Genomic DNA, 15,038 nt, shown 5'->3' with positions numbered 1-15,038 from the left:
AAGTCCATGAAACGCGAAGGTGCGAAGTCGACGTGGCCCGTGGAGACCGATACCGGTCTCTCCCTCCGCTCCCGCAAGATCAGCGTCGAATGCATTCGAGGCCCCCTCGCCGGAAAGGTGTTCGAGCGGCCGGGGCCCGAGGTGCGCGTGGGGAGCGGCACAGATTGCGACCTCGTCATCCCCGACCGAACGGTCAGCCACGTGCACCTCTCCCTGCGGATCGAAGGCGACGCCATCCGCGTCCTCGATACGAAGAGCCGCAATGGCACCTACGTGGACGACGTGCGAATCAAGGACGCCTACGCCCGGCCCAACGCGACGATCGTGCTCGGCGCCTCGGCCATCCGGCTCCGCATGCTCAAAGACGAAATCGAGCTCCCGCTCCCGGACCGCGACCATTTCGCCGGCCTCATCGGCAAGAGCATCGCGATGCGGCGCGTGTACGCGCTCCTCGAGCGCTTCGCAGACGCCGATGGGACCGTACTGCTCGAAGGAGAGACCGGCACGGGAAAGGAAGTGGCCGCCGCGGCGATCCACGCCAAGAGCAAACGGAAGGATCGACCCTTCGTGGTCTTCGACTGCTCAGCCGTCCCGGCAAACCTGATCGAAAGCGAGCTGTTCGGGCACGTCGCCGGCGCCTTCACGGGCGCCGTCAGCGCTCGCAAAGGCCGGTTCCGGGAGGCGGAGAACGGCACGCTTTTCCTCGACGAAATCGGCGAGCTGCCGCTCGAGCTCCAGCCCAAGCTGCTCCGCGCGCTCGAAGCGCGCGTGATCCGCCCGCTCGGCGCGGAGAAGGACTGGCAAGTGGACGTACGCATCATCGCCGCCACGAACCGCGATCTCGCGATCGAAGTCGACAAAGATCGCTTCCGCGAGGACCTGTACTACCGCCTCGCCGTGCTGCCCGTCCGGCTGCCACCCCTGCGGGAGCGGGTCGAGGACATCCCGCTGCTCGTGCGCCATTTCGAGAAGGAATGGCGCGACCGGCCGAACCCGCCCGCGCCGCTCCCCGACGCCATTCTAGAAAAAATGAAGTCGATGCCATGGCCAGGCAACGTGCGCGAGCTTAGGAACCGGGTGGAGCTCATGCTCTCCCTCGGGCTCCCCGACACGACCCGCCCCGCGCAAAGCACAAGCGAAACCTCCCCCGCGCGGGTCGAGGTGGACATCCAGGTCCCCTACCACGTCGGGCGCGAGCGGCTCGTCGAGCAATACACAAAAGGATACTTCCTCGAAGCACTCCGTCGCACCGACGGAAACGTATCGCGGGCAGCGCAGCTCGCAGACGTGGGCAGAGCATTCGTACAGAAGGTCATGAAACAACACGGCCTCACGCGCACCGGGCAGTAGCCGTGTTCCAGCACGCCAAACGCCCCGGCGCGGCGTGACGACGTGCTTCCACCTTGACGCGAGCGCGCGTTCAGACCTTCCATCCGCGCCATGGCCGAAACCTCCGCGGGTTCACGCAAACTCACCATCGCCGGATGGGCGCTCTCCGGGCTCGTCGCCCTCTTCATGGGCGTCATCAGCGCAGCCGGCAAATTCATTCAGCCGCCGCCCCCAGGCGTCCTCGAAACGGCGCAACACCTCGGGCTCCCCATCGAAAAATACCCCGCCATCGGCATCGTCGAGATCGCCTGCGTCCTCCTGTTCCTCCTCCCACGCACAGCCTTCGTCGGCGCCATCCTCGTCGCCGCCTACCTCGGCGGCGCCACAGCCATCCACGTCCGCGTCAGCGACCCATGGTTCATGCCCCCCCTCATGGGCGTCCTCGCCTGGATAGGCTACGGCCTGCGCCGCCCCGACATCATCCGAGCCGCATTCGCAGCGCCTTCTAAAAAAGCCGATTGAAGCGCGGAGCTGGGGCTTTGCCCCAGGCCCCAGCAGGGGCTCTCCGCCCCTGCACCCGGACCAGCCAGGGGCTGGACCCAAGCTCGATGAACTGCGCGATGCGCAGTTCATCGAACAGCCGGTGGCAAGACCACAGGCGATCCTGCCAGCCAAGACGGCAGCGCTGACGTTTCAATCGGCGAAGTGCCGCTGCGTGCGACGACCTCCACGGTCTTGCCACCGGCCCGTGGGAAGAACTGCGCATTGCGCAGTTCTTCCCCTTCGGTCCAGGCCGTGCCTGGTCCGGGGTCGAGGGGGCGGACAGCCCCCCGCGGGGTCCGGGGCAGCGCCCCGGGCTCCCGGCTCCCGGCTCCCGGCTCCGCGCCTTTGCGGGAGAGCTACTGGCTTCCGGGCAGATTCACGTCGTCGTCTTCGGACTGGACGATGCCGCGACGTCCGAGGGCGTAGAGGATGTCGTCGCCGTCGACGAGCAGGGCGGGCTGCGGCTCGGGGTAGTATTCGGGGTAGGTGCCTTGCGCGGGGATGTGGAAGAAGCTCAGGGCCTTTGGGGTCTGCTTGGAGGCCACGGTGAGCACGCCGCCGGGGACGTTGAAGAACAGATGGTCCCCGCGGGCTGCGGTGAGGCTCATCCACAGTTGGATCAGCGATTGCCCGCGCACCGTATAGCCGCGCACGCCGGAGCCGGAGGCTGGCTTCAGGAGCGTCAACATGGGCCGGGAATCCCATGGCTGCCCGTTGTGGTACGACCAGAAGGGCTTCCAGCCGAGACCGTGCGTTACGGCGGGCCGGCCGTCTTCGTCGGCGACGACGGAGGTCACCGCTCGGCCTGGGAATCGTTGGTAGTTTTTCAGCGCGGCGAGACCGTCGTCGAGCACCACGCGGGCGACGGCGGACTCCAGGAACACGTCGCCCCAGACGGGGTCTTGCAGGGTCAGCTCGTCGTCGTCGACTCCGACGACGCGACCGGGCACGTTGATCTTCGACACGACTGGCTGGCCGGATTGCCCGAAGTCGATGTGCTCCACGTAATACTTTGCGTGTGGACGCGGATCACCTGGCTTCGTGGCTGGCTCCTTCGTCGTGATGTACATGTCCTCGCCGTCCGAGAACTTGCTCACGTATTCTTCTTCCGGCGCGAACGTGATGGTGGGACGCACGGCCGGGTGCGCTGGATCCGAGAGATCGAGCACGCCGACGCTGGCGTGCCGGACCTCGCGATAGGTCGTCGCGGGCTGGCAGCCGCCGACGATGTAGGGTTGTGCTGTCGCGAAATCGACCTGCACGCATGTGGGGTCGGCGCCGACGTGATAGGTGCATTGCGCGAAGCCACCATCGCAGCCGTATTGCCCTGTGCCGAGCGGCGCCTGGCAGTGCAGATTGCCCGTCCAGTAGGTGCAACCCTCCTGGCCGTAACAAGTCGAGAATTGCTCGAGCGTCTGATACCAGCAGGCGTCCACATCGCCGCCGACCTGGTACGTCGGGTTGGACGGCACGGCCACGAACGTGAGCGACTTGTGCGTCGGGTGCACGACCGGCTCGATGCTCCCGGTGAACGGGAGCCCCGTGGCCACGAAATCACCCTTCGATTGGGGATGCAGCGGATCCGAGAGATCGATGATGGTGACCGTGTACTCCAGCCACTTCAAACTCCGCACGACCGTGAGCAGGTTGCCCACCTTGTAATAATACGCGTTCGGCGGCACCTCGATGCTCGCGAGCGTCGGCGCGTATTGGGCCTCTCCCGATCGGGAGATCACCTCGACACGCGCCTTCGCGTTTGGCTTGTTCCAGTAGCTCGTGTCCTCGGGGTTCTGCACGCGCACCCGGTAATTCCCGTACCGGAAGATGCCGAGGTAGTTCGGCGCGAGGAAGAGGTGACCTTGTTTCGTGGGGTTGTCGACGTCGCTTCGATCGTACAGGCCGAGCTCGGTCGCGGTCAGCCCTGCGGCGACCGTGCCCGAGGTGGGGAATGCGCGCTGCATGCGGCTGTTCAGCGGCAGGAACCCGCGCCGCGTGACCGTGGTGCCCGAGAACGTGAAGAGCTGCACGCCCGAGATATACGGAGTGTTGCTCCAGTCGCCGTTGTTGTAGGGCAAGAGCGCGAGCCCCGTCTCCGTCTCGCCGCTCGGCGCCTGCACCGTCACGGCATTCTCGAGCACGGTGAAGGCGCGCCCGCTCTGACGGAGATCCGGCTGCGAGGAAGAATCGGACGAAATCGGGTCCACCGCGGCGCGCACGAGCAGCGGATTCGAGCTGTTCGCGTCGAACAGGCTCACGGCATACTGGTAAGGCGACTTGCCGACCCGACCGGCGCTGATCAGACGGCTGCCTCCGAAGACCGAGCGGAGATGATCCTCCGCGCCGTGCTCGGGTGACGTGCCGAGCAGCGTCACGTGCCCGGCCGCGTCCACGGAGAACACGTGGAACGTCCCATTCTGCACCAGCGTCGTCGAGACGTAGGCCTTGTCGTCGGTGAACAACGCCCCTTGAATGGACGCGCCCGGCGCGAACTCCACCGTCTCGATCGGCGTGGGGTTCCCCGGTCCAGACGTGCTCCACGTCTGCAGGCGCGCGACGGCCGTGGGGAAGTCGACCTTCAGCCCGGAGATCACCCGAAGCGTCTGCCCACGTAGATCCACATGGCCCTCGGAGGGAATGACCTCCGGCGCGACGACCGTGCCGCGCACGCTGAGCGCGCCGCCCGCGCCGATATCGACGATGGAGACGTGCGTCGCCGGATCCCGGGCGACCTTCTGGGTGTGCACCGCGACCAGCGCGCTGCCCTGGTGCACGAGGCCCCGCAAATCGCCGGGGAACCCGGCCGTGCTCGTGAGCGCGAGGCCGTTGCTCGTCAAGGCGAACCGCTTGATGTAGGTCTGGTGCCGCGCCTCGGGCCAGGGGGACCCGGGAACGGGGAACGAGCCATACTCGGTGGTGCCCACGTACAGCGTGTCCCCATTCGCGCCGCTCTCGAAGCGGGTCGACTTGACCGTGCCCGACAGCAACGTCCGCGAGCGAACCTCCGGCTCCTCACGGTCGCTGATGTCGACCTCCAGAATGAACGCGCCCAGGCTGTCGTGCATCGCGAGCCGGGCCGGATCGGAGCGATACGCGAGGGCACCGCTCATCACGACGAGCGCGCGATCCCCCTTGACGTGCATCTGGACCACGTCCCCGGAGATCGGCAGCCGACCAACGATGCGCGGGTCCTCGGGGTCCTCCACGTCGATGATCTGCAACCCCCGAAAGCGGCTCAGATGGAGCACATGTCCATCGCCGAGCACCTCGTAGATGTCGCCCTGCGCGAGCGCCGCACTCGGCGCTACGGCCTCCTCGTCGCCCCCCGCAAAAGCTTGCCGCTCCTCTTCCTCTTCTTCTTCCTCCTCTTCCTCCTCGCCCCACGTCCACACGGGAGGCATAGGGTCCGCCGATAAAAAGGACGTCGGTCGTTGGCTCGCCTCCGTGCTCTCGGCCGTTTCTTCCGACAATGGTTCCGTGCTGGTCACGCACCCCGGCCCGACCAGAAGAAGCAGCACGGCCGAGTTTCGCGCAGCGCGCGTCACGCGACCGTCCTTGATGAAGGTCCTCATGTTCATGATCTCCTGTCGTCACCCATCCCATGGAAGGAAGGGCGAACGACGCACCATGACATCGGTATGACGGTGAGCTGTCAACCCACGCGAACCAAGCGCCGAGCGATCCACGTCCCGTGTGGCCGCCGCAACACGCCGCGCCGGGGCGCTGCCCCGGACCCCGCGGGGGCTATCCGCCCCTCGACCCGGACCAGGCACGGCCTGGACCGAAGGGGGAAGAACTGCGCAATGCGCAGTTCTTTCCACGGGCCCGTGGCAAGACCGGCGAGATCCGGGGGACGTCGTGCGGCGCAACCCGCTCGACAGCGCCGCGGCTGTAGACGAAGATCTCCACGTGAAACCCGATATCGCGCCTCCCCATCGGAAGCCAGCCATGAACACGCCGCGCCTGTCCCTCCTCCTCGCCCTGGGCCTCGCAAGCTGCGCGTCCCCGCCCGGGGATGCCCAGGTCGACGCGCCTTCCCCCCTCGCCTCCTCATGCCCAACGAACGAGCTTGCATTCACGCAGGCAACCGGGTGCATGAACGACGGCTCGGTCGAGTTTTGCCTGCCGACAGGCAACGAGGCGCTGCTCGCGCACGTCCGGGAGATCGCGCCGTCGATCGAAGCAGGCTCGTCCCGCGGCCGCGCAGGCTGCAATCTACCAGCCGAGACGCTTTATTTCTTCCCCACGGGCGAGGCCGAGTGCGTCGCCCACCACGGCGCGCTCGTGGACGCGGCGTGGGACAAGCTCTGCCGGATCGCAGCACTCCCGGAGGTCCGCGCAATCGTGCCGACATGGTACGAGTGAGCCCTCGAGCAGGACGCGCACGCGGCAGGGGAACCACGAGGACACCTTGCCTCGAAGCCGTGCGCACCTTGCCGGGAGGGTGAACACACCTTCCCTCCTGCCTGTCGACGGCCTCCAGGCAGGACGACCACGCCTTCCCCCCACCACGTCGACAGCTTCCGGGAGGGTGAACACGCCTTCCCTCCTGCCTGTCGACGGCCTCCAGGCAGGACGACCACGCCTTCCCCCCACCACGTCGACAGCTTCCGGGAGGGTGAACACGCCCTCCCTCCTGCATGTCGACGGCCTCCAGGCAGGACGACCACGCCTTCCCCCCACCACGTCGACAGCTTCCGGGAGGGTGAACACGCCCTCCCTCCTGCATGTCGACGTCCTCCTGGCAGGACGAAGACGTCTCCGCCCTTCACGTCCACGCCCTCTGCGAGCGTGTCCACGACGACCAGGGACCCCGTCGACGACCTTTGCGGCCGCGCCCACGCAGGCCGCGCACCACGAAGCCGCGCGGCTCCGTGCATGGACAGGACTTCCGCGCGTCGGGTAAGCTGCCACGGCCGTGCGTACGGTCGGAGGTCCCCGGATGCAGCGTGTCCTGTCGGCGGGCGAGGTGGTCGCCGGACGGTTCGAGGTCGAGCACCTCGTCGCGCGGGGCGGGATGGGCACGGTCTATCGGGCCCTCGACCGTGCGGAGGGCGCGGCGGTCGCGCTCAAGCTCATCCCGCTGCCGGCAGAGGCCACGGACGCGCCGTCCCGCTTCGAGCGCGAGGCAGCGCTGCTCGACCGGGTCAAGCACCCGCGCATCGTGCGCTCCGTGGCGCGCGGCTTCCTGGATGCCGGCCACGCGTACCTCGTGATGCAATGGATCGACGGCGAGGATTTGCGCTGTGTGATCCAGCGCGGGCCGCTCGCCGCGGACGACGCGCAGCACGTGCTCGCGTGCGCGGCCGAGGCGCTCGCGGCGGTGCACGCCGAGGGAATCGTGCACCGCGACGTGAAGCCCGCGAACCTGCGGTTGCGCGGCGGGAGGAGCACCGACGTGGTGCTGCTCGATTTCGGCATCGCGCGGTCGATGAACGCGACGAAGCGGCTGACGGCGACGGGCCACCTCGTGGGGACACCCCAATACATGGCCCCGGAGCAGCTCGTTGAAGGCGGGAGAATCGGCCCGGCCACGGACGTGTTTTCCCTCGGGTGTATCTTTTACGAATGCCTCACGGGCAAACCCCCCTTCGACGCCGAGCACGTGGCCGGCGTGCTCGCGCGGATTCTTTACGACGTCCCCGCCCCGGTGCGCGCAGTTCGCCCCGCCATCCCGCAAGCATGGGAAGACCTGCTCGCGAGCATGCTGCACCGAAACGACGAGCAACGGCCGCGCGACGGCGCGGCGCTCCGGGGCCTCGTCGCCAAGCTGCCCGCGCTCACGGCCCCGGAGACCCTGCCCGTGTCCTTGGTCCCCGCCCCGCCCCCCGGGGCCGGCGAGCAGACGCTCGTGACGCTCGTGTTCGCGACGTTCGACCCTCCAGAGGGCAGCGACGAGGCGGCGCGGCAGGCGCTCCCGCGCATGGGGTTCGACGTGGAAGAACTCGCGGAGGGCTCGATCCTCGCGGCCGTCGCGGCGCGCGGCATGGTCACGGATCAGGCGCGGATCGCCGCGCGCGGGGCGCTGTATCTACGCGAGCTGCGGCCCGACGCGCGGATCGGCGTCGTGACGGGCCGCGCCTTGCTGGGGCGGACGACGCGCATGGGCGAGGCGATCGATCGCGCCAAAGAACTGCTCGAAGGCCGGCGCCACGAGGCGCAGGAGGGCGTGTGGCTCGACGCCGTCACGGCCGCGCTGCTCGAACCGAGGTTCGTCACCGAGGACAAGGCGAATGCGACGCTCTTGCTCGCGGAACGGCCGGACGAGGGCGCCGGGCGCCTGCTCCTCGGCAAACCGACGCCCTGCGTGGGGCGCGAGGTCGAGCTGACGGAGCTCGAAAGCCTGCTCGGGCGGGCCATCGAGGACGGCGAGCCCCAAGGCCTCCTCTTGCTCGGGCCGCCGGGAACGGGCAAATCACGGCTCGTCGGGGAGCTCGCGCGCAGGATTCGCGGGGCCTACCCCGAGACCTCGCTGCTCATCGGCCGCGGAGATCCGCTGACGACGGGCTCGCCCTACGGGCTCTTGCGGGACGCCTTGCGGAGGCACGCGGGTCTCGACGCCGTCGAGGATCCCGCGCGCGCGCGGGAGGTGGTGCTCGAGCGGCTCTGCGAGCCCGTCGACGCGGGAAAACGGCGGCAGGTGGGCGAGTTCCTCGGCGAGTTGTGTGGTGTCCCCTTCCCTGCGGAGGCGAGCCCGCCGCTTTGGGCCGCGCGCAATGACGCGCTCGTCATGGAGGAGCAGATCGGGCAGGCGTTTTCGACGTGGATGGCGGCCACATGCGCGGCGCAGCCCGTGACCCTGGTCCTCGACGATCTGCAATGGGGCGACGCGCTCACCGTGAAGCTCGTGCGGAGCCTTTTGCGGAGCCCCGGGCAGATGCCGCTCTTCGTGTTTTGCCTGGGAAGGCCCGAGACGCGCGAGCTGTTCCCCAACGTGACGTCGTCGCGGATGTACGAAATGACCTTGAGGCCGCTCCGCCGGCGGGCGATCGAGCGGCTCGTCAAGGCCGTGCTCGGCGAGGCCGTCGGCCCGGCGACGGTGGAGCGCATCGTCAAGCTCTCCGAGGGCAATGCGTTGTTTCTGGAGGAGCTCATCCGGGCCGCCGCCCAGGGGAACATGAACGAGGCGCCGGAGACGGTCGTGGCCATGCTCCAGGCGCGGCTCGCGAAGTTATCGGCCCCCGAGCGGCGGCTCCTGCGCGCCGCGAGCGTCGTGGGCGAGACATTTTGGGTGGGCGGGGTCCGGCGCATCGTGGCGGCGTGGGGCGCGCGCGACGACGTCGACGGGTGGCTCGGCCGGCTCGTCGAGGAGGAGCTCGTCGAGCTGCACAAGGAGAGCCGATTTCCTCGGGAAATCCAGATGGGCTTTCGGCACGCGCTCGTGAAGGACGCGGCGTATGGACTGCTCACGGACGCGGATCGGCAAAACGCGCATCTCGCGGCGGGTGCATGGCTCGAAGGCGCGGGCGAGGCCGATGCGATGGCGCTCGCGGGGCACGCGGAGCAAGGCGGCGATCGCGCGCGGGCGGCGCGGTTTTACGCAAATGCCGCCGCGGAGTCGCTCGGGCGGAACGATCTCTGGCAGGCGGCGGAGCGCGCGGCGAAGGGGCTCGACAGCGAGGCGGAGGGCCTGCTCCGCGGGGAGCTTTTCGCGATCCTCGCCCTCGCGAAATACGGCCTCGGCTTGTGGCAGGCGTCCACGTCGGCGGGGCGCGAAGCGCTCTCGATGCTGCCCCAAGGGAGCTTCTGGTGGTGCCGGACGGCGGAGCGCATGATCCACGCCTTGCCGCAGGTGGGGGCGTTTGATGCTTTCTTCAAGCTCGCGGAGGAGGTGTGCCAGGTGGAGCCTGCTCCCGAGGCGCTCCCCCCGTTCGTCTGCGCGACCGCCATTCTGCACTCTGTCTCCACGGCGCTTTTTCCGAGCACGCTCGGGGAGGTGCGCCGAAAGACGCGGGCGCGCCTCGAGCACTTCGACGCGCTGGAAGAGCCCCGGTCGCGCGGCATCGCGCGCCTCTGGCTTTCGCTCGCCGCCATGTACGTGGAGCCCTGCCTGACGCAGATCCGCGCGCGCATCGAGAGCGCCATGGAGGTGCTCGCCGAGGGGAAGGTCTTCCACGAGCTCTGCCTGGCGCACGTCCTCCACGGCCTCGCGGCGCGGGAGCTCGGCGACCTCGACGTCGCCGAGGCGTCCTCGCGCAAGGCGCTCGCCCTCGCCGAGCGGATCCAGGACGGGTATCAAACGGCGAATGCGGCCTTTTACCTGAGCGAGGCGCTGCTCGAACGAGACGACCCGTCGGCCCTCGAGGAGAGCGAATCCCTCGCGCGGAGGGCGCTCGACGCCCCCGTGGGGGCCTTTTACGAGGCGGCGTGCTTCCGTGTCCTCGCGGAGATCGCGCTCGTTCGCGGGCAAACGTCGCTCGCCGAGGCGCACGCGCGGCGGGCCGTCGACGCCGTGGGGGACACGGGCGGCATGCTCATGTACTGGCACGCAGCCACGCACCTGCGCGCGCTCGTCGCCTGCGGGCGCGTGGACGAGGCGCGCGCGACCGTGGACAAGCGCCTCCCCTCGTTCCTCGCGCTCGACGGCGCCGGGTATCTCGACGTCCCCTTCCGGCTCGCCGTCGCGGAGACGTGGGACGCGGCCGGAGACGCCGCGGCCGCCAAGGACGCCCTGCGCGAGGCGCTGCGGCACATCGAGGTCCGCGCCGAGCACATCCACGACGCCCGGACCCGCTCGCTCTACCTCGCCCGAAAGGACAACGTCCGCGCCTTCGCGCACGCGCGCGAATGGAGGCTCCGATGAGCGGTCATCTCTTCATCGTCCACGGCGATCTCACGCTGCTCTCGTGCGACGCGTGGCTCGTGCCCTGCGATATCGACGCGATGCCGTCGAGGAGCTGGACGCGCTCGTTCAACCATCTCCAAGGCCGGGCCCAGCGCTGGGCCGAACCGACGGAAGAATGGCGGCGCGGAACCCAGCGCATGCTGAAGGTGGTGGAATGGGAAGACCACCTGCCCCGCCCCTGGGTCGGCAACGTCGCCGCCGTCCCGAGCACGGACGTCTCCTGGTTCGTCGCGGGCGCGGAAGAGTTCATCGAGCGCGTGACGGACGATCTGCACGCGCACGCGACGCCGCCGCGCAATGGGCGGGCCAAGCATTTGCTCGCCCTGCCGGTCATCGGCACGCGGTACGGCGGAAAACGCCACTGGACCGGAGACGTGGTGCGCGCGCTCGTCCCCGTCTTGCAAAAAATGGCGGCCGTGAAGGACGTGGACATCGCGCTCGTGAGCAACGACGAGCTCACGTATGCGTCGGCGCAGGCGCAACGCGGGGCGACCCCCGCGGCCTGGCCCGACCTCGACGAGCGGCTGTGGCACAAGGGGGAGCGCCTCGCGCACATCGCCGCGAATGGAGACCTCGTCCTCTTCGTCGGCGCTGGCGTCAGCAAGAATGCCGGGTTGCCGGATTGGGGCGGGCTCTTGCGGGACCTCGCCCGGAACGCGGGGATGACCGAGGAGGAGCTCGGCGCGCTGAAGGAGCTCGGCGCGCTCGATCAAGCCCGCGCCATCGAGCTGCGCCTGGAGACGGGCCTGCCGCCGCAGGCGAGCAAGCGTATCCTCGGGGAGAGAATCGCGGACGCCTTCGCGCGGGTCCACGGCTATGCCCTCTCGCACGCGCTGCTCGCGGCGCTGCCCTCGCGCGAGGTCATCACGACGAACTACGACACGCTCTTCGAGCGCGCCTCGCAGGCCGCCGGGATGACCGTCTCGGTGCTGCCCCACGAGCCCCAATCCGGGGCGTCGCGATGGGTGCTCAAGATGCACGGGTGCGTGACGGATCCCGACAACATCGTGCTGACCCGCGAGGATTACATGCGATACGACCTCCGCCGGCAGGCGCTCGCGGGGATCGTGCAAGCGCTGCTCCTGATGCGTCACATGCTCTTCATCGGGTTCTCGCTCCGCGACGACAATTTCCACCGGATCGCGGACGCCGTCCGGCGCGCGCGTGTCCCCGCGAAGGCGGACGCGACCTCGCCCGCCGGCCGGTTCGGCACGGCGCTGTCGCTCTTCTCGTCGCCGCTCGAGCAAAGCCTCTGGGGCAACGATCTCGACTGGGTGAACATGCAATCGACGTCGCCGCCGGCCGGCCGGAGCGAGGAGAGCGACAAGGCGTGGGCCCACGCCGCGCGGCGGCTGGAGCTCTTCCTCGATAGCTTGCTCGCCAGGACGGGGACGACCGCGTACCTCTTGCACCCGCGCTTCGAGGGCGCCTTGAGTGATCCCGAGCGCGGCCTCGCCGACAAATTGCAGCGATTCCTCGACGAGGTCGATCGGGACCCGACCGTGAAGGCGGCGCCGGCGTGGAAATACCTGGAGTCGCTCCTGCACCGGCTCGGCTGGCCGCGGACGCCCTGACGAGGACCATCCATGCCGGAGACCTTCCGAAAGCTCCTCGATACGCCGCCGTACCTGTTCCGCGTGGTCCTCGACTTTTCGCGGCACCTGCTCCTGCTCGGGCCCCTGATCGGGGTCCTCGGGGTGCTCTTTCACGATCTCGGGCGCGCGTTCGGGCTGCCGTATCTGTTCCGGGGGCAAACCCGCAAGGCGCAGTTCGCGATCGGGCTCTCCCTGGCGATGCTCGCGAGCGAGCTCTTTTACGTGAGTTACCTCGTCTCGCCCGACGAGCTGCACCTGTGCCGCGGGCACGGCATTCCCCTCGACATCCTGAATTACCTCGGCGCGCTCTGGGGCGTGCTCGCGACGGTCGCCTTCGTCTCCCTCGTCTCCCGCTTCGTCCGCAAGAGGGACGGGCGCCCGCGGCGCGACTCGAAGCGGCTGCTCGCCGATCTCGGGACCACCGTGTACACGCTGCTCGGCGCAGAGCTCGGCGTCGTCCTCACGCTGGGGTTCGTCTTCGGGGGGACGAACGGCGCGATCCTGGCGCGCGTCCAGGGCCTCGGCGAGCGGTTTCGCCCGTGCATCCACGGGCTCGGGGACTGTCTGTCGCAGACCTCGCGGGCGGAGGCGCCCCGGGGGATGCTGCACGAGCACGTGTACGCGGCGGCGTTTTTCGCGCTGCTGGCCGTGATGTACATCGTGGCGAGCTGCTTCCGGGCGAGGAAGATCCCCGCGGCCGCCGGGCTTTGCGTCCTGCTCGCGCTGCTCGGCGCGACCGACGGCTTTTTCGTGTACTGGCTGGAGGAATGGCACTCCCTGCTGCTCGTCGGCGTGACCATCCTGGTGCTCTACGTGCTCGGCCGGAATCGATATGCGGCCCGGTTCACCGATTTGATGGACGCGTATCGGCACATCGAGGAGCAGCCTTGTCGCGAAGGGTGCAAGGCGGCCGGGCACACGCACCTCGCGGACTACGAGGCGCCCGGCCTGCACGCCGGGCTCTTGCCGCGGCCCGTGGAGGAGTTCCGCTGGACGGACGAGAACGGCCAGAAGCGGCCGCTCGTGCTGGTCTGCACGAGCGGCGGCGGGATCCGCGCGTCGGTCTGGACCGCGGCCGTCCTGCGCGAGCTCGAAAAGCAGCTCGATCAGCCCGAGCGCCGAGAATTCCCTTATCACGTGCGCATGATCAGCGGCGCCTCCGGCGGGATGGTGGGCGCGGCCTACTGGGTGGCGACGCTCGAAGGGCCGGCGCACACGGTCGGTTCGTCGGAGTATCACAAAGAAGATGCGCCGGAAAACCGCACGGCGGACGCGGAGGGTTCGGACTGGCTCGTCGCCAACGTCGCCAAGGAGTGCCTGTCGCGCGTGGCCGCGGCGCTCGTGTTCAGCGACGTGCCCGCGCGGATCGGGGCATGGGCAAGACCCTCCGTGCACCGGGAGCTTTACGACCGTGGCACGGCGCTGGAGCATGCATTCGTGGAGAACATGCCAGCGCTCGGCACGAAGCTCTCGCGGCTCGGGCACGACGAGCGGGCCGGATGGCGCCCCTCGCTCGTGTGGAGCCCGATGCTCGTCGAGGACGGCAAACGCCTCCTCATCTCGAATCTCTGTCTCGATACGTTGCTCGTCCAGCACGGGCCGGCCATCGGCGTCGAGGGCCAGCACGTGGTCTATTCGCGCTCCGGCTACGAGATCACGCGGCTCTTTCCCGTGCCCTCACGGGAGACGCTCCGCCTCGCGACGGCGGCCCGGATGAGCGCCTCCTTCCCGTTCGTGTCCCCCGCCGCCGCCCTGCCGACCGTACCCCGCAGGCGCGTCGTGGACGCCGGCTACTGGGACAACTACGGCGTGAACGTCGCATGTGGTTTTCTCGACGAAATGCTCCGGACAAGCTGGCTCGAACAGAACGTGAGCGGCATCCTGCTCGTGCAAATCCGCGACGGCATCGAGCGGCCAGAGCCCGCAGGCAACCATTTCAACGACCGGATCGCGCGGGCCCTCGAAGGCCTCACGTCCCCCGTCTCCGCCGTGCTCGCGGCGCGGGAGAGCGTGATGCGCTTCCGCAACGACGAGCAAGTGGAGGCCGTGGCCCGGCGCATCCACCTCGACAAGCGATTCGGGGAGAGCTTCTTCCAGCAGGTGACGTTCGAATTCCCCGGCGACGCGGCCCTGAGCTGGTACCTGACGCCCGAGGAGCAGCAGAGCCTGAAGGACGCGGCGAAGGCCACGGTCGGGGACAAATCAGACGCGCTCCGGCTGTGGTGGGACGAGCGCCGGGGCGCGGCATCAATGGCGGCGTGAGGGCGCCGCCGCGCTGGGGCGTTGCCCCAGGCCCCAGCAGGGGCTGTCCGCCCCTGCACCCGGACCAGCCAGGGGCTGGACCCAGGCTCGATGAACTGCGCGATGCGCAGTTCATCGAACAGGCCCGGTCAAGACCAGCGACGGCGTTGCCAACCGAGACAGCCGCGCCGCGGGTTCTGCTGGCCACCCGGCTTCTTCGTCGGCCTGTTTGAAAAACTGCGCGGAGCGCAGTTTTTCAACCCTGGGTCCAGCGCCTCGCTGGTCCGGGGTCGAGCAACTGTTTTCGTTCTCGGCCTCAGCTGGCAGGGCCCTCCGACAGGGGCGTCCGCCATCGCCCTTCAGACGGTGGCGCCGTGCTCGCGAGCGTCCAGGCTCTTCGACCCGCAACGCGGGCGCACCGCGGCCTTGACGCTCGCTGCGCGCGGCGCTCGATGATGCGTTGGGCGATGGTGGACGCGAAGTCTCGC

7 protein-coding genes are annotated in these 15,038 nt (G+C 68.9%); 6 read left to right on the top strand and 1 reads right to left on the bottom strand.

Annotated features, from left to right (window positions below):
- Nucleotides 1-6: 6 nt before the first annotated feature.
- Both QHF89_RS12140 and QHF89_RS12135 read left to right on the top strand, forming a co-directional pair.
- A complete protein-coding gene (locus QHF89_RS12140) occupies nt 7-1,350 on the top strand; it encodes a sigma 54-interacting transcriptional regulator (RefSeq protein ID WP_136968529.1) in 1,344 nt (447 codons plus the stop codon).
- 90 nt (nt 1,351-1,440) lie between these two features.
- The gene (locus QHF89_RS12135; protein ID WP_136968528.1) at nt 1,441-1,851 is read left to right on the top strand and encodes a DoxX family protein; all 411 of its coding nucleotides are present in this window, start codon (nt 1,441-1,443) and stop codon (nt 1,849-1,851) included.
- 377 nt (nt 1,852-2,228) lie between these two features.
- On the opposite strand, the gene QHF89_RS12130 is transcribed toward QHF89_RS12135, so the two are convergent.
- The gene (locus tag QHF89_RS12130; protein ID WP_136968527.1) at nt 2,229-5,270 is read right to left on the bottom strand and encodes an LVIVD repeat-containing protein; all 3,042 of its coding nucleotides are present in this window, start codon (nt 5,268-5,270) and stop codon (nt 2,229-2,231) included.
- A gap of 508 nt (nt 5,271-5,778) precedes the next feature.
- On the opposite strand from QHF89_RS12130, the gene QHF89_RS12125 reads away from it, so the two are divergent.
- The 4 genes from QHF89_RS12125 to QHF89_RS12110 all read left to right on the top strand — a co-directional run bounded on the left by QHF89_RS12125 (nt 5,779) and on the right by QHF89_RS12110 (nt 14,571).
- Entirely contained in the window at nt 5,779-6,234 is a 456-nt protein-coding gene (locus QHF89_RS12125; protein ID WP_284720396.1) for a hypothetical protein, read from the top strand.
- A gap of 577 nt (nt 6,235-6,811) precedes the next feature.
- Nucleotides 6,812-10,672, top strand: coding sequence for a serine/threonine-protein kinase (locus QHF89_RS12120; RefSeq protein WP_136968525.1), 3,861 nt, complete (start codon nt 6,812-6,814; stop codon nt 10,670-10,672).
- A complete protein-coding gene (locus tag QHF89_RS12115; protein ID WP_284720395.1) occupies nt 10,669-12,288 on the top strand; it encodes an SIR2 family protein in 1,620 nt (539 codons plus the stop codon). The genes QHF89_RS12120 and QHF89_RS12115 overlap by 4 nt, the downstream gene beginning before the upstream one ends.
- Nucleotides 12,289-12,300: 12 nt before the next feature.
- Nucleotides 12,301-14,571: a patatin-like phospholipase domain-containing protein gene (locus QHF89_RS12110; RefSeq protein ID WP_136968523.1), complete on the top strand. Its 2,271-nt coding sequence runs from the start codon at nt 12,301-12,303 to the stop codon at nt 14,569-14,571.
- Nucleotides 14,572-15,038: the final 467 nt, after the last annotated feature.

The organism is Polyangium sorediatum (assembly GCF_029946465.1).
Lineage (GTDB): Bacteria > Myxococcota_A > Polyangia > Polyangiales > Polyangiaceae > Polyangium > Polyangium fumosum.
The sequence above is the reverse complement of the archived record's forward strand: the minus strand, read 5'-3'. Positions and strand labels throughout refer to the sequence as shown.